The 20,721-nt window shown below is 75.4% G+C and carries 17 protein-coding genes; 7 read left to right on the top strand and 10 right to left on the bottom strand.

Going from position 1 to position 20,721, the window contains the following annotated elements:
- Window positions 1–240 precede the first annotated feature (240 nt).
- The 5 genes from ACF1AK_RS32740 (at window position 241) to ACF1AK_RS32720 (ending at window position 6,457) form a co-directional block, all read left to right on the top strand.
- Window positions 241–1,740 carry a carboxyl transferase domain-containing protein gene (locus ACF1AK_RS32740; protein ID WP_391502457.1) on the top strand — a complete coding sequence of 500 codons (1,500 nt, stop codon included), beginning with the start codon at window positions 241–243 and terminating at the stop codon, window positions 1,738–1,740.
- Window positions 1,741–2,218: 478 nt separating this feature from the next.
- Complete coding sequence (locus ACF1AK_RS32735; RefSeq protein WP_391502456.1) at window positions 2,219–2,608, top strand: transglycosylase SLT domain-containing protein; 390 nt, start codon at window positions 2,219–2,221, stop codon at window positions 2,606–2,608.
- Between the two features lie 229 nt (window positions 2,609–2,837).
- Window positions 2,838–4,058 carry an ROK family transcriptional regulator gene (locus ACF1AK_RS32730; protein WP_391502455.1) on the top strand — a complete coding sequence of 407 codons (1,221 nt, stop codon included), beginning with the start codon at window positions 2,838–2,840 and terminating at the stop codon, window positions 4,056–4,058.
- Between the two features lie 79 nt (window positions 4,059–4,137).
- Entirely contained in the window at window positions 4,138–5,163 is a 1,026-nt protein-coding gene (locus ACF1AK_RS32725) for a hydroxyacid dehydrogenase (protein WP_391502454.1), read from the top strand.
- A 1-nt stretch (window position 5,164) separates the two neighbouring features.
- On the top strand, window positions 5,165–6,457 hold the full coding sequence (locus ACF1AK_RS32720) for a sulfatase (protein WP_391502453.1): 1,293 nt from the start codon (window positions 5,165–5,167) through the stop codon (window positions 6,455–6,457).
- Window positions 6,458–6,464: 7 nt separating this feature from the next.
- Here the strand turns inward: ACF1AK_RS32720 and ACF1AK_RS32715 are convergent, their stop codons facing one another.
- Window positions 6,465–6,920 (bottom strand): HD domain-containing protein, encoded by a 456-nt coding sequence (locus ACF1AK_RS32715; RefSeq protein ID WP_391502452.1) that lies wholly within the window; start codon window positions 6,918–6,920, stop codon window positions 6,465–6,467.
- Window positions 6,921–7,052: 132 nt separating this feature from the next.
- Between ACF1AK_RS32715 and ACF1AK_RS32710 the strand changes: the two genes are divergently transcribed.
- Window positions 7,053–7,973, top strand: coding sequence for an AEC family transporter (locus ACF1AK_RS32710; protein ID WP_391502451.1), 921 nt, complete (start codon window positions 7,053–7,055; stop codon window positions 7,971–7,973).
- Between the two features lie 51 nt (window positions 7,974–8,024).
- Here the strand turns inward: ACF1AK_RS32710 and ACF1AK_RS32705 are convergent, their stop codons facing one another.
- Together ACF1AK_RS32705 and ACF1AK_RS32700 are read right to left on the bottom strand one after the other, a co-directional pair.
- Window positions 8,025–9,764, bottom strand: coding sequence for a glycoside hydrolase family 3 protein (locus ACF1AK_RS32705; protein ID WP_391502450.1), 1,740 nt, complete (start codon window positions 9,762–9,764; stop codon window positions 8,025–8,027).
- 56 nt (window positions 9,765–9,820) lie between these two features.
- Entirely contained in the window at window positions 9,821–11,110 is a 1,290-nt protein-coding gene (locus tag ACF1AK_RS32700; protein WP_391502449.1) for an MFS transporter, read from the bottom strand.
- Between the two features lie 98 nt (window positions 11,111–11,208).
- Here ACF1AK_RS32700 and ACF1AK_RS32695 point away from each other — a divergent pair, with 98 nt between their 5' ends.
- The gene (locus ACF1AK_RS32695; protein ID WP_391502448.1) at window positions 11,209–11,862 is read left to right on the top strand and encodes a TetR/AcrR family transcriptional regulator; all 654 of its coding nucleotides are present in this window, start codon (window positions 11,209–11,211) and stop codon (window positions 11,860–11,862) included.
- Between the two features lie 185 nt (window positions 11,863–12,047).
- Here the strand turns inward: ACF1AK_RS32695 and ACF1AK_RS32690 are convergent, their stop codons facing one another.
- From ACF1AK_RS32690 to ACF1AK_RS32660, 7 genes are all read right to left on the bottom strand, one after another.
- Window positions 12,048–12,464, bottom strand: a complete 417-nt coding sequence (locus ACF1AK_RS32690) for a hypothetical protein (protein ID WP_391502447.1) — start codon at window positions 12,462–12,464, stop codon at window positions 12,048–12,050.
- Between the two features lie 35 nt (window positions 12,465–12,499).
- Window positions 12,500–14,521 carry a PQQ-binding-like beta-propeller repeat protein gene (locus ACF1AK_RS32685; RefSeq protein WP_391502446.1) on the bottom strand — a complete coding sequence of 674 codons (2,022 nt, stop codon included), beginning with the start codon at window positions 14,519–14,521 and terminating at the stop codon, window positions 12,500–12,502.
- Window positions 14,518–16,371 (bottom strand): dipeptide ABC transporter ATP-binding protein, encoded by a 1,854-nt coding sequence (locus ACF1AK_RS32680; RefSeq protein ID WP_391502445.1) that lies wholly within the window; start codon window positions 16,369–16,371, stop codon window positions 14,518–14,520. Before ACF1AK_RS32680 ends, ACF1AK_RS32685 begins: the two co-directional genes overlap by 4 nt.
- A 2-nt stretch (window positions 16,372–16,373) precedes the next feature.
- Window positions 16,374–17,216, bottom strand: a complete 843-nt coding sequence (locus ACF1AK_RS32675; protein WP_380287773.1) for an ABC transporter permease — start codon at window positions 17,214–17,216, stop codon at window positions 16,374–16,376.
- A complete protein-coding gene (locus ACF1AK_RS32670; RefSeq protein ID WP_391502444.1) occupies window positions 17,213–18,172 on the bottom strand; it encodes an ABC transporter permease in 960 nt (319 codons plus the stop codon). Before ACF1AK_RS32670 ends, ACF1AK_RS32675 begins: the two co-directional genes overlap by 4 nt.
- Before the next feature lie 115 nt (window positions 18,173–18,287).
- Window positions 18,288–19,853, bottom strand: a complete 1,566-nt coding sequence (locus tag ACF1AK_RS32665; RefSeq protein ID WP_391502443.1) for an ABC transporter substrate-binding protein — start codon at window positions 19,851–19,853, stop codon at window positions 18,288–18,290.
- A gap of 39 nt (window positions 19,854–19,892) precedes the next feature.
- Complete coding sequence (locus ACF1AK_RS32660) at window positions 19,893–20,714, bottom strand: polysaccharide lyase (RefSeq protein ID WP_391502442.1); 822 nt, start codon at window positions 20,712–20,714, stop codon at window positions 19,893–19,895.
- Between the last annotated feature and the right edge of the window lie 7 nt (window positions 20,715–20,721).

Genomic DNA, 20,721 nt, shown 5'->3' with positions numbered 1-20,721 from the left:
GTCAGGGGCGCGGCGTGTAGGCCGGTGGCGGGGGGGGGGGTGGGGGGGGGGGCGGGGGGGCGCGGGGGGGGGGCGGGGGGGGGGGGGGCCCCGGGGGGGGGGGGGCCCCCCCCGGCCCCGGGGCGCCGCGCGGGGCTGTCGGTCTCCTCACACCCGGCGCCCGATCCCCCTGCCCGCTCCGCCCTCCGCCTAGGGTGATCATCCTCGGCGCGGATCCGGATCGGGCGATGGGTGGAGCAGATGAGCGTTTCCCTGACGGCTCACCAGGTGATCGGACTGCTGGTCGACCCCGGCAGCTACCGGAGCCACGACGAACCGGCGGCCGACGGCCCCGCTCCCGCCGACCCCGGCTACCGGGCGAGCCTCGCCCGGGCGCGGGAGCGCACCGGCGTGGACGAGGCGGTGCTCACCGGCGTCGGCCGGATCGGCGGGGAGCCGGTGGCCCTGGTCGCCTCCGAGTTCGGTTTCCTCGGCGGGTCCATCGGCGTGGCGACCGCCGAACGGATCACCCGCGCCGTGGAACGGGCCACCGCCGAACGCCTTCCCCTGATCGCCCTGCCCGTCTCCGGCGGGACACGGATGCAGGAGGGGTCGGCCGCCTTCCTCTGCATGCTGCGGATCACCGCCGCCGTCCAGGCCCACCGGGCGGCGGGCCTGCCCTACCTCACCTATCTGCGCAACCCCACCATGGGAGGGGTGTTCGCGTCCTGGGGGACGCTCGGGCAGCTGGTCTTCGCCGAACCGGGGGCCCGGCTCGGCTTCCTCGGCCCGCGCGTGTACGAGGAGCTGCGGGGCGTGGAGCTGCCGCCCGAGGTGCAGCGCGCCGAGACGCTGGCGGAGCGCGGGCTGGTCGACGCGGTGGTGGCGCCGGAGGAACTGCGCGAGGTGCTGCGCCGCTCGCTGTCCGTCCTGACCCGCCGGGCGGTGCCCTCCACCGCGCCCGCCGCCGGCGAACCCGCCGAGCGCCCCGACGCCTGGGAGGCGGTCCTGCGCACCCGCCGCCCCGACCGCCCCGGCACCCGCGAGCTGCTGCGCCGCACCGCCGAGGAGCTGGTGCTCCTCGACTCCCCCGGCGGCCGGGACGGTGCCCTGGTCCGCGCGCTCGCCGTGCTCGACGGGCAGCCCGCCGTGGTCGTCGGCCAGCAGCGCCGGACCGGCGCCCAGGACCGCCCCTTCACCGCCGCCGACCTGCGGGCCGTCCGCCGCACCGCCCGGCTCGCCGAACAGCTCGGCCTGCCCCTGGTCACGGTGGTCGACACCGCGGGCGCCGAGCTCTCCGTCCAGGCCGAGCTGGACGGCGTGGCCATCGAGATCGCCCACTGCCTCACCACCCTGCTCGCCCTGCGCACCCCCGTCCTCGCGGTCCTCCTCGGCCAGGGCTCGGGCGGCGGCGCCCTGGCCCTCCTGCCCGCCGACCGCGTCCTCGCCGCCGCCAACGCCTGGCTCGCCCCGCTCCCCCCGGAGGGCGCCTCGGCCATCGTCCACCGCGACGGCAGCCACGCCCCCGAGCTCGCCCGCACCCAGGGCATCACGGCCCACGACCTCGCCGCCGTCGGCCTGGTCGACACGGTGGTCCCCGAACTCCCCGACGCCGCCGACGAACCCGCCGCCTTCTGCGCCCGCCTCGGCGGCGCCGTCGCCGCCGCCCTCACCGCCCTCACCGCCACCCCCGAATCCACCCGCCTCACCGCCCGCGCCGCCCGCCACCGCCGCCTGGGGGACGTCCTGCCCCCGGCCTGACGGGCCGGGCAGCGCACGGCCGGCCGGTCCGACTCCCCCGGGCCGCCCCGGTTGTGGTGCCGGTCTCAGATCAACCGCGACTCGGCGTGGAGCGGGCCGTGGCGGTGGGTGACGTCCGGGGGTGCCGGGCGGTGAGTGCGCTCACAAGGATTCCCTCGGCACGACGGGCGGTAGTGCTCGGGCCGATACGGGGGCGGGGGTGGCGCAGCCGCAGGTCAGGAGCCCCGGTGGGGGGCCTTCGAATCGACGGCGCGCGAGATCGCTACGACCGCGCGTCGTAGCGGACGGGTCTTGGCAGCGGCCGAACCCGTCTGGCAACAATGGGTCTCGTCGCCAGCCGCACCCGGTACCTGTCCCACCGGAGCGCGGCTCTTCATCACGACTGTCCGGCGCACGCCCCGCGACCGTTACGGCCCCTGTCCGGCCACGGTCCGGGCGGGGCGAACGCCGGCCCAACCTGATTGAGGTCTTGTTCTTCATGCCCGCTTTCAAGCTTCGTATGCGTACTTCGGCCGCCGTTCTCGCCGGTGCCGCCGCCGTGACCGCCCTGGGTGCCGGCCTGGTGCCCGCCACCGCCTCGGCCGCCACCCCGCAGTCGATCGCCGCCCAGATCGTCCCGGCGAACCAGCTCAACTCGTTCAGCCAGATCATCGCCCACGAGTCCAGCTGGAACGTGACCGCGGTCAACCCGTCCTCGGGTGCGTACGGCCTGGCGCAGGCGCTGCCGGGTTCGAAGATGGCCTCGCACGGCGCCGACTGGAAGACCAACCCCACCACCCAGATCCGCTGGGCGCTGGACTACATGAACGAGCGCTACGGCAGCCCGAACAACGCCTGGGCGTTCTGGCAGACCCACCACTGGTACTAAGCCGACCAGGAGCAGTACGCGAACGTCACCGGACCATCTGTCCCCCCTCACCCCGGGGTCGGACAGGGACCACCGGGGTGACCGACGGCCCGGCCGCGCGCAATCCGCGCGGCCGGGCCTTCGGGCGTTCCCGCGCCGGTCACGGCCCGGGCCGCTCGGATATATTCGGGCCGAGACGAAGTCCCGCCCAGCGCTCGGGCTCCGCCCGGCCCCGCCCGAGGAGCACCCGGTGCCCAAGTCCCCCCGCACCCCGGCGACCGCCACCACGCAGACCGTGGCGCAGGTCAACCAGACCGTGCTGCTGGAGGTGCTGCGCCGGCACGGCTCGCTGTCCCGGCAGCGGCTGGCGGCCGAGAGCGGGCTGTCGACGGCGACCGTGCACCGGCTGGTCGAAGTGCTGCGCACGGCGGGCCTCGTGGTGGTCGAGGCCGAGCGGGCGCCCTCCAGCGGCGGCCGGCCGCCGCAGCTGATCCGGTACAACGCCGGGGCGCAGACCGTCCTGGCGGTGGCGGTGCGCCCGCGCCGGATCGTCGGGGTGGTCGCCGACCTGCACGGCGCCGTGCTGCACGAGGCCGAGCACCACTGGGCGGCCGGCCTCGGGCCGGAGCGCGACCGCGAGCCGTCCGCCGAGGACCTCACCGGACCGCTGCTCGCCCTGGTCGAGGGGCTGCGGGCGTGGGCCACCCGGCACGCGGGGGCGCCGCGCGCGCTGGTGGCCGGGGTGCCCGGGGTGGTCCGGGACCGGACCGGGCTGGTGGAGTTCGCCCCGGCGCTGGACTGGCCCGGACTGCGGCTGCGCACCCTGCTCCAGGAGCGGCTGGGCGTCCCGGTGGCCGTGGAGAGCAATGTGGACCTGGTCGCCCTGGCCGTCCAGCACGGCGAGGCGGGCGCCGGGGTGGGCGACCTCGCCGCCGTGGTGGTCGGGATCGAGGTCGGCGCCGGGATCGTCCTGGGCGGCCGGCTGCACCGGGGCCGGCTGGGGTCGGCGGGCGCGCTGGGACACCTGATGGGCGACCGCCGGGCGCTGGACCGCCCGCTCGGCCGCACCGGGGACACCCAGGCGCGGATCGGCGACCACGCGGTGGACCGGCGGATCGCGGAGGCCGGGCTCACGGTGTCGGGCTCCTCCGCGGAGCGGGTGGCCGAGCTGTTCCGGCTGGCCCGCGAGGGCGTGCCGACGGCGGTGCGGCTGGTGGACGAGTTCACCGACGACCTGGCCCTGCTGGTGGCCAATCTGACCAGTGTGCTGGGGCCCGAACTCATCGCCCTGGGCGGACGGTTGTTCTGGGAGAGCGGCGGCGAGATGCTGCCCGCGATCGAGTCCCGGCTGCAGGGCCGGGTGCCGGTGCTGCCGCGGCTGATGGTGGTGCACTCGACCACCACCGAGCTGGTGGGCGCCGCCGCGGCGGCCGTCCGGCTCGTCGACGGGGCCACCTTCATCACCCACTGAACGCCCCGGACCGTCCGGGCCGGGCCACCCTCGGGGCCGTCCCCCGTCGCACTATTTCTCAGTGTGATAGAAACTCCTCGTGGCCACTCGACCAAAGGAGACCCGGATGTTCACGGCCGCCTTCGCCATGGACCCGGCCCGGTTCCCCGACGTCTACGGCCCCGGGGCACGCGCCCGGGTGCTCGCGCGCGCGGACGTCGTCGCGGACCCGGACGCCCCCGGCGGGGTGTGGTCCCCCGAGCGGCTCACCGCGGCGCCCGACGCCCTGCGCGAGGTCGAGGTGCTGTGCACCGGCTGGGGCGGGCCCGTGCTCGACGCGGCCGCGCTGGAGCGGATGCCCCGGCTGGCCCTGGTGCTGTACGCGGCCGGATCGGTGCGCCGGATCGTCACCGAGGAGTTCTGGGCGGCCGGCATCCCGATCGTCACCGCCGCCCACGCCAACGCCGTGCCGGTCGCCGAGTTCACCGTCGCGCAGATCGTCTACGCGCTCAAGGACGGCTGGCGGCACGTGCTCGCCGCCCGTGCCGCCCGCGCGCCCGTCCGGGTCGGCCGGGCCCCCGGCGCGTACGGCTCCACCGTCGGCGTGCTGTCGCTCGGCGCCACCGGACGGCTGGTCTGCGAGCGGCTTCGCGGCTACGACCTGCGGGTGATCGCCCACGACCCGTACGCCGCGCCGCCGCCCGGGGTGCGAGCGGTCGGCCTGGACGAACTCTTCGCCACCGCGGACGTGGTGAGCGTCCACACCCCGCTCGTCCCGGAGACCCGGGGGCTGGTCGGCCGGCGCCTGCTCACCTCGATGAAGCCCGGCGCCACCCTCGTCAACACCGCGCGCGGCGCCGTGCTCGACGAGCCGGCCCTGCTCGCCGTGCTCGCCGAACGGCCGGACCTGTTCGCCGTGCTGGACGTCACCGACCCCGAACCGCCGCTGCCCGGCTCGCCGTTGTTCACCCTGCCGAACGTCGTGGTCACCCCGCACCTGGCCGGCAGCCAGGCCCTGGAGCGGCGCCGCCTCGGGGACCTCGTGGCCGCCGAGTTCGAGCGGTGGGCCCTCGGCGAGCCGCTCCACCGGGCCCTCGACCGCCACGGCTACGAACGGATGGCCTGACGTGGAACACCGACGCCCCGACGTGCTGGTCGTCCTGACGGACCAGCAGACCGCCGGCGCGATGAGCGCCGCCGGGAACCCGCACCTCGCCACCCCGCACATGGACGCGCTGGCCGCCGCCGGCACCCGCTACCGGCAGGCGTACTGCGCCCAGCCGCTCTGCGCGCCCTCCCGGGCCAGCCTGCTCACCGGGCAGCTGCCCAGCACCCTCGGCCTCACCGGCAACGAGGCCGCCGCCCCCGACGGCGGCGCGCCGGAACCGCTGCTGGGCCGGGTGTTCGCCGAGGCCGGGTACGACTGCGCCTACGGCGGCAAGTGGCACCTCCCCGAACTCGACCTGCCCGCCGGCCGCGGCTTCCGCCGCCTCCACCCGGCCGGTGACGACGCCGGACTCGCCCGCGCCGCGGCCGGGTTCCTGCGCCGGCCGCGCCCGCGCCCGTTCCTGCTGGTGCTCTCCTTCCTGGAGCCGCACGGCATCTGCGAATGGGCCCGCGGGCAGCAGCCGAAGAGCGGCCCGCTGCCCGCCCCGCCGCCCGCCGCCCAGTGCCCGCCCCTGCCCGCCAACTTCCCGCCCGCGCCCTACGAGGCCCGGCTCCCCCGGCTCGCCCAGCGCGCCTGGGCGCACACCCACCCCACCGCCGAGTGGCGCGAGGACGACTGGCGGCGCTACCGGCAGGCCTACTACGCGCTGGTCGAGCGGGTGGACGCGCACCTCGGCACCGTGCTGGACGCGCTGCGCGCGCACGAGCGCGCCACCGGCCGGGAGACCGTCGTGGTGTTCACCTCCGACCACGGCGACGGCGCCGGCGCGCACGGGTGGAACCAGAAGTGGGCGCTGTTCGAGGAGTCGGTGCGGGTGCCGTTCCTGGTCAGCGGCCCCGGCAGCACGCCGGGCGAGGTCAGCGACCGGCTGGTGTCCACCGGGCCCGACCTGCTGCCCACCCTCGGCGACCTCGCCGGGATCCCCCTGCCGCCGGGCCTGCCCGGGCGCAGCGTGCGGGCGCCGCAGCCCCGGGAGACCCTGGTGGTGGAGACCCGCTGGGAGCTGCCCGGGTTCAACAACGCCCTCGGCCGGATGATCCGGGACGGCCGGCACAAGTACGTCTGCTACGCCTGGGGCGACCACCGGGAGCAGCTGTTCGACCTCGCCGGGGATCCGGGCGAGATGGTCAACCTGGCGGTGGACGCCCGGCATTCGGCCCTGCTCGACCGCTTCCGCACGCTGCTCGCCGGGCACTGCGCCCGCTCCGGCGATCCGTTCGCCCGCTTCCTGCCGCCCACCGGCGGCGGGTGACGGCCCGTCAGCCGGAGGCGGGATCCAGTCCGAGCAGGTCACGGGTGCGGCGGTACTTGGCGGCGAGGCGCTCGGCGGTGGCCGGGTCCAGGCTCGCGAGCCGGGCCGGGTCGGAGTTGTGGGCGAGGTCGGCCTGCTTGACGACGAGCGCGCCGGGCGTGGCCAGGATCCGCGCGGTGTACTCCTCCAGCGGCTCGCCGGGCCGCTTGGTGAGCGCGTCCACGATGGCCTTGGTCGTGTCGCTGAGGGCGGCGGCGGCCAGCCACTCGCGGCTCAGCGCGTCGTCCTCGATGGCGTCATGCAGCCAGCCGGCCGCGATCTGCTCCTCGCTGCCGCCGCGCTGCGCCACGCCCTGGGCGACCGCCGCCAGGTGCTCGGTGTAGGGGCGGCCGTTCTTGTCGGTCTGCCCCGCGTGTGCGCGCCGGGCGATCGTCTCGACCTCGGCCAGGCTCAGGTGGTCCACCCCGCCATGGTAGGCCCTGCGCCGCGGGTCACGCCGGTCCGGTCGGGGCCCGCCCGCGGCGGCCGTTCGCCCGCCTGGTTGACTTCCGGCGTTCCGTCCGAGCCCCGCACCGACGAGCCCGCCGAGGAAGCGATGACCAGCCCGCACCCGCTGCTGTCCGGTTTCGCCCCGATCTGGGCGCTGACCGCCGTCGGCTACCTGCTCGGCCGCGGCGGGCTGCTCGGCGAGCACGCCGAACAGGTCCTGAACCGGTTCGTGTTCCACGCCGCGATGCCCGCCGCGCTGTTCCTGCTGATCGGCCGCACCCCGCTGGACCGGTTCGCCAACGCCTCGATGGTCGCGTTCACCACGGGCACGGTGGTGGCGGGCGGGCTCGGGCTGGTCGCCGCCCACCGGCTGTTCGGGCGCGGGCCGGCGGAGCGCGCCCTCGGCGGCATGGCGGCCGGGTACGTCAACTCGGCCAACCTGGGCATCCCGGTGGCCACCCAGGTGCTCGGCGACGCCTCGTTCGTCGGCCCGGTGGTGCTGTTCCAGATCCTGGTGGTCACCCCGGCGGTGCTGACCGTGCTGGACTCCGGACGGGCCGGCCTGCGGGCCGCGCTCACGCTGCCGCTGCGCAACCCGATCCTGCTGGCGGTGGGGCTCGGCGCGGTGGTGTCGGCGACCGGCCTCCACCCGCCCGCCGAGCTGCACCGTTCCTGCGAACTGCTCGGTGGCGCGGCCGTGCCGACCGCGCTGGTCGCCCTCGGCCTCTCGCTCAGCCACCCGCCCGCCGTCACCGGCGCCTCGCGCTACCTGGAGGTCGGGACGGCGGTCGCGCTGAAGACCGTCGTCCAGCCGCTGGCGGCCTGGGCGGCCGGCGCGCTGGTGCTCGGCCTGCCGCCGCACCAACTGCTCACCGTGGTGCTGTTCTCGGCGCTGCCGACCGCGCAGAACGTGTTCACCTACGCGCGCGAGTACGACCGCGGGGCCGCCTTCGCCCGGGACACCGTCCTGGTCTCGACGCTGGTGTCGATGGCCACCCTGTCCCTGGTCGGCCGGTCCCTCGGCTGAAGGCGGCCGGCCCGCCGCCGCAGCGGCGGCGGGCCGGTGCGCAGGCCCGGCTCAGCCCTCGTAGCGCAGGCCGTGGCCGAAGCGGAACAGCGGGTCGGCGGTGTCGAACGGCACGTCCGGGCGGCTCGCCTCGACGGCCGCCATCGACGACGGCAGGTCGAACGGCAGCGAGCCCTGCGGCCGCTCCTCGCCGAACAGCACCTGCACGAAGGCGCGCTCCTGCGCCCCGAAGTTGACCGTCAGCGCGGCGGCGTGGCCCGCGATCCCGGTCAGGATCGCCGGGCGGTCCAGGTAGACGTCGACCACGGTCGGCACGGTGGCGCAGATCCGCCGCACGCGCTCGACCTCCTCCTCGGGGAAGTCCAGCGAGCCCGCGTGGAAGAAGGACTCCAGCTCGCCCGCCTCACCGCGCGGCTCGAACGGCGCCGCCAGGCGCAGCACCGCCACGTCCGCCTCCTCCGGCGTGGCGACGAGCGTCGCGCGCCCGCCCAGCGCCTCGGCCGACAGGCCCTCCGTGTAGACCTTCAGTCCGCCCGGGGCGAGCGGCAGCCGGGCCGGTCCCTCGGCGGCGTTGGCCAGCAGGACGGTCGCGGCCGCCTGCGCCGCCAGGCCCTCGGCGCGCGCCCCGGCCGTGCCCACCAGGGCGTCGGCGGCGGCCTCGTCCACGTACGGCCGGTCGAACAGGCCGAGCCGGAACTTCTCGCGCAGCAGCCGGCGGGCCGAGTCGTCGATGCGCCGCTCGGTCACGCTCCCGGCCTTGACCAGGTCCACCAGCACCTGCGGGCGGATCTCGCCGCCGAACTGGTCCACCCCGGCCTCCAGCGACTTGAGCATGCGCTCCTCGTACGTCAGCTCCTCCACGCCCCAGAACTTGTCGGCGAGGATGGCCCAGTCGGTGCAGACGATGCCGTCGTAGCCGAGCTGCTCGCGCAGCAGACCGGTGATGACGCCCTTGTTGAAGCCGAAGCCGACCTCCTCGTACGCGGTGCCGACCGGCATGCCGTAGTAGGGCATCATCTGGGCGACACCGGCCTCGATGACGGCCTTGAACGGCTGCAGGTGGTAGTCGAACCTGCCGCCCGGGTAGACCTGCTCGCGGCCGTACGGGAAGTGCGGGTCCTCGCCGTTCAGCTGCGGGCCGCCGCCCGGGAAGTGCTTGGCCATGACCGAGACCGACTCCGCCCCGACCTCCTCGCCCTGCAGCCCGCGCACATAGGCGACGGCCAGCTCGGAGGTGAGGTCGGCGTCCTCGCCGAAGGTGGTGCTGATGCGCGCCCAGCGCGGTTCGGTGGCGAGGTCGATCTGCGGATGCAGCGCGACCCGGATGCCGACGGCCAGGTACTCGCGGCGCACCGTGTCCGCCCAGCGGCGCACCAGCTCGGGCGAGCCGATGGCAGCGAAGCCGAGTGGTTCGGGCCACTGCGAGAACGGACCGGCCAGCAGGGCGGTCGCGGGGTTGTCGGTGAAGGAGTGGCGCGGGTCGCTGGAGATGGTCACCGGGATGCCCAGCGGCCGGTCGAGGACGCTGCGCTGGAGGTTGTTGTGCCAGGCGGCGAGGGAGCGCGCGTCGGTCGCCCAGAGGATGTTGAAGTGGTTGATGCGCCGCTCCAGCAGGGCGGCCATGGACGGCATGCCGAAGTGGCCGGGCTCGTCCGGGTCGCCGATGTTCCCCAGCGGGTGGAACATCAGGCCGGCCTTGTCCTCCAGTGGCAGGCGGCTCAGCAGGTCCTCGACGCGCTGGTCGACGGAGAGCGTCGGGTCCTGGTAGGGGAAACGGGCGTCGGTGCTCATGACGGGGGCCTTTCTGGGTGGTGCAGGGGGAACGCGGGGGTCTTGGAGCGGTGCGGTCAGGCCGCGCTTCTGATCCTGGTCACCAGCAGCGCTCCGACCAGGCAGAACACGGCGGCGAGGCCGAACCAGAGGGAGTAGCCGGCCCCGCCGAACAGGGCGTTGCCGACCGGGATGACGATCACGCCGGCCAGGAACGGCGAGATCGAACTCGGCAGGGCGTTGGCGATGTTGAGCACGCCGAGGTCCTTCGCCGTGTCGTCCGGGCTGGGCAGCAGGCTGATGGCGAGCGCGTTGTCGACGGCGAAGAACAGGCCGGCGCCGATGCCGAGGACCGCTTCGAGGACCAGCAGGGTCCCCAGGCCGGCGTCGCCCAGGTACGGGGTGACGGTCACCACGGCGAGGACGGCCGCCATCAGCAGCCCGCCGCCCGTCACGAAGGGCTTGCGGCGGCCGACCCGGTCGGACAGCACGCCGCCGACGATGCTGGCGACGACCAGGGTGGCCACGCTCAGGCCGTTCGCCAGGGCGTTGAAGCGCAGCTGCTCGTCGGTGTCGTCCATGCCGAACTCGGCGGCCAGGAACAGGGTCAGATAGCCGGCCAGGGCGCCGTAGCCGAGCATGATGAGGAACTTGCTCAGCCAGGCCCAGCCGAAGTCCGGGTGCTTGCGCGGGTCGAAGACGAAGGAGAGCAGGAGGCTGCGCACGTTCAGCGGCTCGTCCGGCGGAGCCGTGCGGACCCGGTCGGGCAGCCGGGCGGCGAACCAGAAGCCGAGGACGACGGCGATGGCGGCCGGCACGGCGAAGCGCAGGACGTCGTCGGGCAGCACGGAGAGCAGGACCGAGCCGACCATGATGCCGATCGGGGTGACCGCGCCGACGATGCCGGACACGCTGCCGCGCCTGGCCTCGGGCACGTGGTCGGCCACGGTCGCGCCGGCGGCGGCGAAGGCGACGTTGGCGGCGCCCTGGGCGGCACACCAGGCGATCAGCAGGACCGGGACGCTGGGGGCCAGGGCGCAGGCCAGCAGGGCCGCCGCCATCACCGTGACGCCGCCGACCAGGAACGGCCGGCGCATCCCGTAGCGGGAGGTGCAGCGGTCGGAGAGGCGGCCGGCGAGGGGCTGGCCGACCAGGGCGAACAGCGCGCCGGTCCCCGCCACCAACCCGAGCTGGGCGGGGGCGTCGTCCAGGCCGACCAGGCCCTGGATCTTGACCGACAGCCCGCCCATCACGGGGGCGAGGACGGCCAGGTACATGCCGAACTGACCGAGGGCCAGTCTTCGGACGAAGCCGGGGGGCGCCTGCGGAGCGGGGGCCTCCGCGGGCAGCGAGGGGGAGTCGAGCATGGGGGAGCTCCTAGGGGAACCGGCCACGACGGCGTGGTGTGGGCCCAATTGCTACACACGTGTAGCTTTCTGTCAAGCAACCCTGCTACCGTTCCCCCATGACCACCTCAGGAGCCGGGGCGGCGGCGGTGACCGGCGGTTACGCCAAGGGCCGCGCCCGCCGGGCCGCGATCATCCAGACCGCCGCCGAGCACTTCGCCCAGCGCGGGTTCAGAGCCGTCACGATCCTCGACCTCGCCGCCGCGTGCGACATCTCCCGGGCCGGTCTGCTGCGCTACTTCCCCGACAAGGACGCGCTGCTCCAGGCCGTGCTGGAGGACCGCGACCGCCTCGACCGGGAACGCTTCCGGCCGTACACCCGGCTCGGCGGCGGCCTCGGCGTGCTGCGCGGGATGGTGGACCTCGCCGGGCACAACGAGCTGGTTCCCGGGCTCATCGAACTGTTCGTCCGGCTCTCCGGCGAGGCCTCCGACCCGGAGCACCCCGCCCACGCCTACTTCGCCGACCGCTACGAGCGCATCCGGCGCGGCACCGCCCAGGCCCTGCGCGCGGCCCGCGAGGCCGGCCACCTGCGCGGCGACGTGGACCCGGAGGAGGCCGCCGTGCGGCTCACCGCACTCATGGACGGGCTCCAGGCGCAGTGGCTCTTCGACCGGTCCGTGGACATGGCCCGCCATGTGCGGACGGCGGTGCTCGCGCTGCTCGACGAGCCGGGCGCGGCCGCCTTCGACGCGCTCACGCCGGCCGGCTGACGGCGGCCCGGGCTCTCGGGCGCTCTGGCTCTCGGGCTCTCTGGCGCCCGGGCTCTCGGACGCTAGGACGATCGGGTGATCGGGTGATCAGGTGGTCGGGCGCCCGGTCAGAGGCGTCGGAGCGCGGCCCGGGCAGGTGCCCGGTCCACCGCGCCCGCAGCCGGGCCGCCCGGCACCCGGTTCCGTCAGACGTCCTCGCCCGGCACGGGGGCTGGCCCCGCACCGGGGACGGCAGCGGGTGCCGGGGCGGGCGCACCGGCCCCCTCCTCCCGGCGGGCGCGGGCGAGGTCGGCCCGGCTGCGGGTCAGCTCGGCGACGGCACTGATGATCTTGGACGCGCTGACGCCGACCGAGGTCACCAGGCCGGCGACCGCGCTGATCGTCGCCGCCGAGCCGACGTCGAACCCGGCCGACGGCTCCGCGGTCTGCGTCCCCCCGTCCGGGGGCGCACCGCTCGTGCTCGGATCGCTCCGGCCTTCCGGTTCGTGGTGGGCGGCCCACAGAAGGAGCATCACGCAGATGAACGTCGCGACGAACACGCCGATCGCACGACGGACCCAGCGCAGCCGCTTCGCGGCCGACCCACCCCTCGGCTCCCCCATGGGGCCAGCCTAGTGCGTCGCGGTACGCGCCCGCCTCAGCGGTCCCGCACCGCGATCAGCTCGCGGCCGCGCAGGGTGTACAGCACGCCGTCCTCGTCGGCCGCGACCCGGGCGCCGCTGTACCACTCGGCGTCCACCTGGACGAGCACGGTGGCGGCCAGCGTCACCGGATCCAGCCGGAACAGCGTCTTCTCGCTGATCCCGTAGAGCCGGCCGCGGGCCACCAGCAGCCTGGGGTTGGCCGCGGTGACCGCCCGCAGGTCGGCCCTGGCGTCGATGACCGGGGCGCGGCCCGGCCGGGCGGTGCGCAGGTCGGCGGCGAAGGCCTGCCCGTTCACCGTGATCCCGAACAGCCGGCGCCCGTGCACCACCAGGCTGCTGATGCCCGAGCCGAAGTCGGTGGCCGTGCGCCACAGTTCGCGCCCGGCCACCGGGTCCCAGGCCGCCAGGTCGCCGCGCGGGCCGGTGGTCCTGGCGTTGTCGCCGCCGAGGAAGGCCTGACCGTGTCCGGCCGCCACCGCGCGCACCAGCTGCTCCGGTCCGAGCGGGTCCACGTGCACGGTGGGCCGTCCGCTGCCGGGCCGGTAGGTGACGAACGAGCCGCCGCCGGTGGTGTCGGCCTGCACGCCGAGCAGCAGCAGCCGGTGCTCGTCGTCCCAGCGCACCGTCTGCGGCCGGTTCTGCTCCTGCGGCAGCGCCGCCTCCTGGACCGGCGCCTCGTCGGCCCACGGCCGGTACCGCCAGATCCCCTGCGAGGAGTAGACGCCCAGGTAGAGGGTGCCGTCGTCGAGGATCACGGTGTCCTTCGCCTCGCCGGGCACCGGGAGCTTGCGCACCGTCCCGGCGTTGAGGTCGTGCAGCGCGACCGAACCGTTGCCGCCGACGTACACCCGGCCGTACCGGGCCGCCAGCGACATGCCGAGCTGCGCCTCGGCGGGCGCGCCGGCGGCCACCAGGTCGGTGGTGGTCACGGCGGCGGTGGCGGTGGAGAGGGTCCAGGCGGTGCCGCCCTCGGTGACGCCGGCCAGGGTGTCGCCGATCCGGCCCAGGCCCCAGGAGTTGCCGTCCGGGACGGGCACCGCGAAGGCCTCCGGGCCGTCCGTGCCGAGCCGGTGGCGCCAGACCGTGCCGTGCTCGGTGGAGGTGAACCAGACGGTGTCGCCGAGGCGTTGGAAGTTGGTGACGCTCTTGGTGCCGGGCACCGCGAAGGAGCGCAGCACGGTGTGGGTGGCCGGGTCCAGCAGCGCGACGTGCGCGGGCTTGCCCTCGGTGGAGACGGCGAGCAGGTCGTCGCCGAGAACGGTGATCTGCCGCACGATGGTGTCGGCGGCGAGCTCCGGCGGGGTGATGTCGGTGACCCGCCCGGTGGCCCGCTCGACCGCGAACAGCGAGGCGAGCGTGGCCCCGCCGCCGCCCGCGAGGTTGCTGCCGACGCCCAGGTAGGCGTGGGTGGCGGTGGCCTCGACGGCCCGCCCCTGGGTCGCGCCGGGGGCCGGTGAGGCGACCTCGGTGAGCACGCCGCTCGCCGGGTCGTAGGCGTACAGGCCGGGGCCGGCCGCCCGGCCCTTCTGCCGGCCGGTGGCGAAGACCACGCCGTCGGGCGCGACCGCGACGTCCCGGACGTCGGCGCCGGGCACGGCGGCGAGGCCGCGCACGCTGCCGTCGGCCGGGTCGAAGCGGTAGAGGTTGACGGCCTTCGGCGCGTCCGTCACCCCGAGGTACAGCAGGCCGCCGTGGGCGGCCGAGCCCTGCACGAAGTTGCCGGTCGGCAGGGTCGCGGTGCCGGTGACCCGTCCGGTCGGCACGTGGTAGCCGACCACCCTGGCCGGGGCCAGGTTGCGCGAACCGATCCACAGCGTCTCGCCGATCAGGGTCGCGCTCATCAGCGGGAAGTCGGCGTTGCCGGGGCCGAGTCCGGTCACCCCGGGGGTGCCGGAGGGGCGGGGCGGGGCGGCCGCCGCGGGCGTCGCGCCGACCGTGCCGAGCGCGGTCAGGGCGGTCACGGAGCCCGCGCCGAGCAGGAGTTGGCGGCGGGACGGGCGGGCGTTCGGCGTCATGGCGCTCCTCGGAGGGTCTTCGGGGTTCCGTGCTGTCCTGCGGCGGCCAGCAGCTCACGGGTGTACGGGTGCTCGGGTGCGGTGAACAGCCGCTCGGCGGGGCCCTGTTCGACCACCCGGCCGTGGCGCATCACCAGCACCTCGTCACAGAGGTGACGGACCAGCGCGAGGTCGTGCGAGATGAACACCAGGCCGATGCCGGTGCGGTGGCGCAGGTCGAGCAGCAGGTTGAGGATCTGCGCCTGCACCGAGACGTCCAGCGCGGAGGTGGGCTCGTCGGCCACCAGCACCTGCGGGCCGACGGCGAGCGCCCTGGCGATCGCCACCCGCTGGCGCTGCCCGCCCGACAGCCGGTGCGGCAGGGCGTCCAGCAACGCCGCCGGCAGGCCGACGAGTTCGACCAGCTCATCGATCCGGCCGAGCGGCAGCCCGTGGGCGAGCAGCGGTTCGGCGAGGGCGTCGCGGACGGTCATCCGCGGGCTGAGCGAGGCGTACGGGTCCTGGAAGACGAACTGCACCCGGCGGCGCAGTGCGCGCTCCTCGGCCGGGGTGGCCGCGTCCCAGGAACGGCCGCCGACCCGGACGGTGCCGGACTGCGGACGCAGCAGCCCGAGCAGGGCGCGGGCCAGCGTCGACTTCCCGGAGCCGGACTCGCCGATCACGCCGACGGCCCGGCCGGGCGCGGCGGCGAGGCCGACGCCGTCGAGCGCGGGCACGCCCCGGCGTCCGTAGCGGACGGTGAGGTTCTCGGCGACCAGGACCGGCTCGGCGACGTCCGACGGCACGGTGGCCCCCGCCGGCTCGGCGGGTTCCTCGACGGCCGCCCCCGGCCCCGGCTCCTCCCCCGGCCCCGGCCCCTCTCCCGGCGCCACCGGCCGGTGGCAGGCGAAACCGTGCTCCCCCGCCGTCACCCAGCCGGGCGCCTCCTGCCCGCACCGCTCCACCGCGGCGGCGCAGCGCGGCGCGAACGCGCAGCCCGGAAGCTGTTCGCCGGCGGCGGGCGGGCGGCCGCCGATCACGGCGAGCGGCACGCCGCGCGGACCGTCCAATCGGGGCACGGAGGCCAGCAGCCCGGCGGTGTACCGGTGCCTGGGGGCGGCCGACAGCCGTTCGACCGGAGCGCGTTCGGCGATCCGTCCGGCGTACATGACCTGGACGGTGTCGCAGCTGCGGGCGACCACGCCGAGGTCGTGGGTGATCAGCAGGACGGCGGTGCCGGTCTCGTCGCGGAGCCGGACGAGCAGGTCGAGGATGCCCGCCTGGGTGGTGGGGTCGAGGGCGGTGGTGGGTTCGTCGGCGATCAGCAGGTCGGGCCGGTTGGCCATCGCCATGGCGATCAGCACCCGCTGGCGCATGCCGCCGGAGAACTCGTGCGGGCGGTCGCGGTAGCGGCGGCCGGGCTCCGGGATGCCGACCAGGTCGAGGAGTTCGAGCGCGCGGGCCCGGGCGTCGGCCCGGCTCGCACCGTGCACCAGGGCGGCCTCGGCGAGTTGGCGGCCGATCGGCATCCGGGGGTTGAGGTAGGCGAGCGGGTCCTGGAAGACCATGCCGATCCGCCGGCCCCGCACGGCGCGCACGGCATCCTCGGGGAGGGTGAGCAGATCGGTGCCGTCCAGGCGGACGGTGCCGGCGGTGGTGCGGCAGCCGGGCGGGAGCATCCGGTTGGCGGCGAGCGCGGTGAGCGTCTTGCCGGAGCCGGACTCGCCGACCAGGCCGAGGATCTCGCCGGGGCGCAGGGTGAAGTCCACGCCGTGGACCACCTCGTGGGGCCCGGCGGTGACCTTCAGCCCGGTGATCTCCAGCAGCGGCGACACCGTCGCCGGGGCCTCCGGGGTGTTCGTCGTCGTCACGGTCACCGCAGCTTCTCCCGGTTGAACGAGTCGGCGAGCAGGGTCAGACCGAACACCAGCAGACCCAGCAGCAGCACCGGCGCCAGGGCGTAACCCGGGTGCAGGAAGAGGTACTTGCTGCCGGTGTTGATCATCGTGCCGAGCGAGGGGGTGGGCGGCTGGATGCCGAAGCCGAGCACGCTCAGGCCGCCCTCGATCTTGGCGGCGTGCGCCATCGCCACGGCCAGCAGCGCGGTGGCGGCGTCGGTGACGTTGGGCAGCACGTAGCGGCGCAGGGTGCGGGCGCGCGGCACGCCGAGCACCCGGGCGGCCACCACGTGGTCGCGGGCGAGCTGGGCGAGCAGCGCGGCGCGGGCCTGGCGGCCGAAGGCGGGCAGCGCGCTGAGCACGACGGTGACCACGACGCTGCCGAGCCCGGGGCGGACGATCAGTGCGATGGCGAGGCCCAGCAGCAGCCCGTGGAAGCCGAGCAGCAGGTCGAAGAGCCGTTGGACGGCCTCGCCGAGCAACCGGTTCAGCCCGCCGAGCAGCCCGAGCAGGGTGCCGAGCACGGCGGCCGCGGGCACCGCCAGCAGGCAGACCAGCAGTTCGATCCGGACCCCGTACAGCGCGCGGGCCAGCAGGTCGCGGCCGACCTCGTCGGTGCCGAGCGGGTGGGACCAGGACGGTCCGGCGAGCGCCTCGCGGCCCTGCTGGTAGGGGTCGGCGGGGAGCAGCAGCGGGCCGAGCAGCCCGAGCAGCACCACCAGGGCGACCAGCACCGCCCCGGTGCGGCCGCGCCGGCCGCGCAGCACGGCGGGCAGGGCGGGCCACCGGCTCCCGTCGACGGCGGTCGTGGTGCTCATCGGCCCTCCCCGGCGCCGGCGCGGGCGATCCGCGGATCCAGCCGGCCGACCAGCAGCTCGGAGCCGAGCTGCACGGTGACGGCCACCGCGACCGCGAGCATGATCAGGGTCTGGGCGACGGGGTAGTCCCGCTGGTTGATCGCGTCCAGCAGCAGCTGTCCGAGGCCGTGCCGGGCGAACAGCTGCTCGGCGACGACGGCGCCGCCGAGCAGCTCGCCCAGGTTGAGCCCGAACTCGACGCAGAACGGCGCCAGGCTGTTGGGCAGCACGTGCCGCAGCAGGATCCGCCGCGGCGGGGCGCCCTTGGCGATCGCGGTGAGCACGAACTCCTCCTGCCGGGTGCGCCGGAGCTCGGTGGCGAGCAGCCGGGCCAGCACCACCGAGCCGGGCAGGGCGAGCGCCACGGCGGGCAGCGCCAGGTACTGCACCGCCAGGTCGGGCGCGGTGAGGAGGTCGCGTTCGCCGCCGGCCGGCAGCACGCGCAGCAGCACGGCGAAGACGAAGACGAACAGCACCGCCGTGACGTACACCGGCAGGGCGAGCACGGCCGTGGTGAGCGGGTCCAGCGCCCGGGCCAGCCGGCCGCGCCGCTCGGCGGCCAGCGCGGCGCCCAGCAGCAGGCCGAGCACCAGCATCAGCAGGCCCGCGGCGAGGGCGAGTTGGACGGTGGAGCCGAGGCTCTGGCCGATCATCCGGGTGACCGGTTCGCGGTAGTGGAAGGAGAGCCCGGGGTCGCCGCCCAGCAGCCCGCCCAGCCAGGTGAGGTACTGGGCGGGCAGCGGGCGGTCCACGCCGAGCTGGCGGCCGAGGTGGTCGCGCTGCTCCTGGTCGGCCTCGGCGCCGAGCGCGGCGGAGACCGGGTCGCCCGGGGCCAGGCGGAGCAGCAGGAAGACGGCCACCGAGGCGAGCCAGAGGGTGGCCAGGGCTCCGGCGGCCTTTCTGGTCCAGTACGGCACGGGGGGTTCTCCGGGGGTGGGCGGGACGGCTGACGGCGCGGGCGGGCCGCGCGGTTCGGCCGGGGCGGGTGGCCGGCCGGGGTGGGTGGCCGGCCGGGGTGGGCGGGGCGGCGGCTCAGGCGTCCCGGCGGGTGTCGGTCAGCTTCAGGTAGCCCAGCGCGCTGGTGGACACCTCCCGCACCGAGGAGGCGAACGCGTAGGTCTCCCAGGCGTGCGCCAGGGTGATGTGGAAGGACTGTGCGAGCAGGTACTCGGACAGCTCGTGGTTGACGTCGGCCCGGGCCTGCTCGTCGGCGGCCCCGAAGGCGCGCGCCTGGAGTTCGGCGTAGGCCGGGTCGGTGACGTGCGAGGTGTTCCGGCCCACCTGGAGCGGCCCGGAGACGGTGATCCCGCTGAGCGGCGAGACGCTGACCATGCCGTGGTTGGCCACGAACAGGCCTTCCAGCGTGCCCTGCTGGATCTTCGGCTGGAGGGCCGCGTTGTCCAGCAGCTGCACGTCGACGCCGAAGCCGGCCTGCTCCAGGTCGTACTTCACCAGCTCGACGAGCGAGCTGAAGACCGGCGAGTTGGCGGCGGTGAGCGGCACCCGGGCGCCCTCCGCGCCGGCCTCGCGCAGCAGCCCGCGCGCCTTCTCGGGGTCGTGCCGGTAGCGGGTGACCTGGTCCGGGGTGACGCCCGGGGTGTTGGACGGCCAGGGCAGGCTGCTGGCCTCGGCGTGGCCGCCGTAGACCTGGTCGACGATCCGCTCGCGGTCCACCGCGTACTGCAGCGCCTGGCGGACCCGGAGGTCGTCGAAGGGCTTGGACGCGACGTTCACGCCGAGGAACGCCTGCTGGTAGGAGGCCTTGGCGGACTGCACGGTGAAGCCGGGGTTGCCCGTCAGCACCTTGAGGTCGCGCCCGGGAACGGCGCCGATCAGGTGCCCCTGCCCGGACTGCAGGGCGGACAGCGCGGCCTGGCTGCTGGTCACCGAGCGGACGGTGATCCGCTCGAAGCGCGGGCGTCCGCTCTGCCAGTACCGCTCGTAACGGGCGAGGTCGAGCTGGTTGCCGCCCTTGAAGGACTGCCAGCGGAACGGGCCGGTGCCGTTGACGGTGTCGCTCGCCCGTCCCTCGACGTACGTCCGCGCGTCCACGACCGGGTTGAAGGCGAGGGCGTCGAACAGGTTGCTGGTGGGCTTGGCGAGGGTGAGGGTGACCTCGTTCCGCCCGCTGGCCTTGACGTCGGCGAGGCGTTCCAGCAGCGGCTTGACCTGGGAGGTCTTGGTGGCGCCGACCAGCGAGAAGACGACGTCGTCGGCCTCCAGGGCGCGCCCGTCGTGGAAGGTGACGTCCTCGCGCAGCTTGAGCACCAGCTTCAGCCGGTCCGCGCTCCACTCCCAGGAGGTGGCCAGCCAGGGCACCGGCTGGAGGGTCACCGGGTCGAGGTCGACCAGCCGGTCGAGGACGAGGTTGACGAAGGCCGGGGTGTCCGGGCCGCGGTGGAGCAGTTGGGTGGGGTCCGGCGCGCTGCCGTAGACGATCTGCAGATCGGGCGCGGACGCCGCGGCGGCGGCGCCGGGGGCGGCGCCCGCGTCCGGGTCGGTGGCCGAGCGGCAGCCCGCCGCCAGCAGGGCCGCTCCGGCGCTCAGGCCGAGGAAGCCTCGTCGGGGCAGGCCGGGGTGACGGGCCGCTTCGCTCATGGTGCTGCTACCTCTTGGTGGTTGGGGGTTTCGGCCGGGTCAGAGCTGGGTGACGGTGACGCTGTCGCTGTAGAGCACCACGTCGGGGCCGCCGGTCGGGTACGGGATGCCCTTGGCCGGGTTCCAGTTGGCGCGGTAGATCCCGGTCTTGAAGTAGGGGGCCTGGTTCTGGTGGTAGTTGTTGAGCCCGCTGTGCGCGCCGACCTGCACGCCGTCGCGGTACACCGTGATCGAGCCGGGCGTGGTGGCGGTGGACCAGGTGATGTCGAACGCCCACTGGTTCCAGTGCCCGAACTCCACGGTGCCGAGCGGGATCACCGCCTCGGCGACGGTCGTCGGACCGGTCAGCCAGTGCACCTTGAGGCGCCAGCTGCCGTCCTTGACGGTGAGCGCGATCGGCGGCTTGGTGTCGCTGCCGTCGGAGAGCGGGTAGCCGTGCCACTGGGCGACGATGGTCTCGGTGGAGGTCTGCACCCAGTCGGCGGGCAGGTAGTCGGCGAGGGCGAAGCGGTAGGCACCCCAGCCGAGGGCGTTCACGGCCACCTCGGAGCGGTAGGACACGCCGTCGTTGGGGACGCTGAAGCGGGCGGCGAGGCCGGAACCGCCGGCGGGGGCGCCGGTGACGGTGATGCTCCCGTTGCCGTCGATGCGCTGGCGGGTCCAGTGGGAGACGGTGCCGGACTCGAAGTCGTCGGCGAACACGGTGGTGCCGGTGGTGCCGGTGGTGACCGTGGTGGCGGCGGCAGCAGCGGAGGCGGTGGTGCCGCTCGCGACGGCCGCCGGGGCGGCGAGGGTGCCGGTCAGCAGGGCGGCGGCCAGTGCGGTGCCGGCGGCGCGGCGCGCGGAGGTGGTGACGGACATGGTGGTG

Origin of the sequence: Kitasatospora sp. NPDC015120, assembly GCF_043080305.1 — a bacterium.
GTDB lineage: Bacteria > Actinomycetota > Actinomycetes > Streptomycetales > Streptomycetaceae > Kitasatospora.
Note: the sequence above shows the minus strand (reverse complement) of the source record. Positions and strands in the feature narration are given on the sequence as shown.

Bases quoted from the DNA above. Each gene is read 5' to 3' on its own strand.
- ACF1AK_RS32740 (WP_391502457.1), top strand. From the start codon at position 241: ATGAGCGTTTCCCTGACGGCTCACCAGGTGATCGGACTGCTGGTCGAC.
- ACF1AK_RS32735 (WP_391502456.1), top strand. From the start codon at position 2,219: ATGCCCGCTTTCAAGCTTCGTATGCGTACTTCGGCCGCCGTTCTCGCC.
- ACF1AK_RS32710 (WP_391502451.1), top strand. From the start codon at position 7,053: ATGACCAGCCCGCACCCGCTGCTGTCCGGTTTCGCCCCGATCTGGGCG.
- ACF1AK_RS32705 (WP_391502450.1), bottom strand. From the start codon at position 9,764: ATGAGCACCGACGCCCGTTTCCCCTACCAGGACCCGACGCTCTCCGTC.
- ACF1AK_RS32700 (WP_391502449.1), bottom strand. From the start codon at position 11,110: ATGCTCGACTCCCCCTCGCTGCCCGCGGAGGCCCCCGCTCCGCAGGCG.
- ACF1AK_RS32695 (WP_391502448.1), top strand. From the start codon at position 11,209: ATGACCACCTCAGGAGCCGGGGCGGCGGCGGTGACCGGCGGTTACGCC.
- ACF1AK_RS32690 (WP_391502447.1), bottom strand. From the start codon at position 12,464: ATGGGGGAGCCGAGGGGTGGGTCGGCCGCGAAGCGGCTGCGCTGGGTC.
- ACF1AK_RS32685 (WP_391502446.1), bottom strand. From the start codon at position 14,521: ATGACGCCGAACGCCCGCCCGTCCCGCCGCCAACTCCTGCTCGGCGCG.
- ACF1AK_RS32675 (WP_380287773.1), bottom strand. From the start codon at position 17,216: ATGAGCACCACGACCGCCGTCGACGGGAGCCGGTGGCCCGCCCTGCCC.
- ACF1AK_RS32665 (WP_391502443.1), bottom strand. From the start codon at position 19,853: ATGAGCGAAGCGGCCCGTCACCCCGGCCTGCCCCGACGAGGCTTCCTC.
- ACF1AK_RS32660 (WP_391502442.1), bottom strand. From the start codon at position 20,714: ATGTCCGTCACCACCTCCGCGCGCCGCGCCGCCGGCACCGCACTGGCC.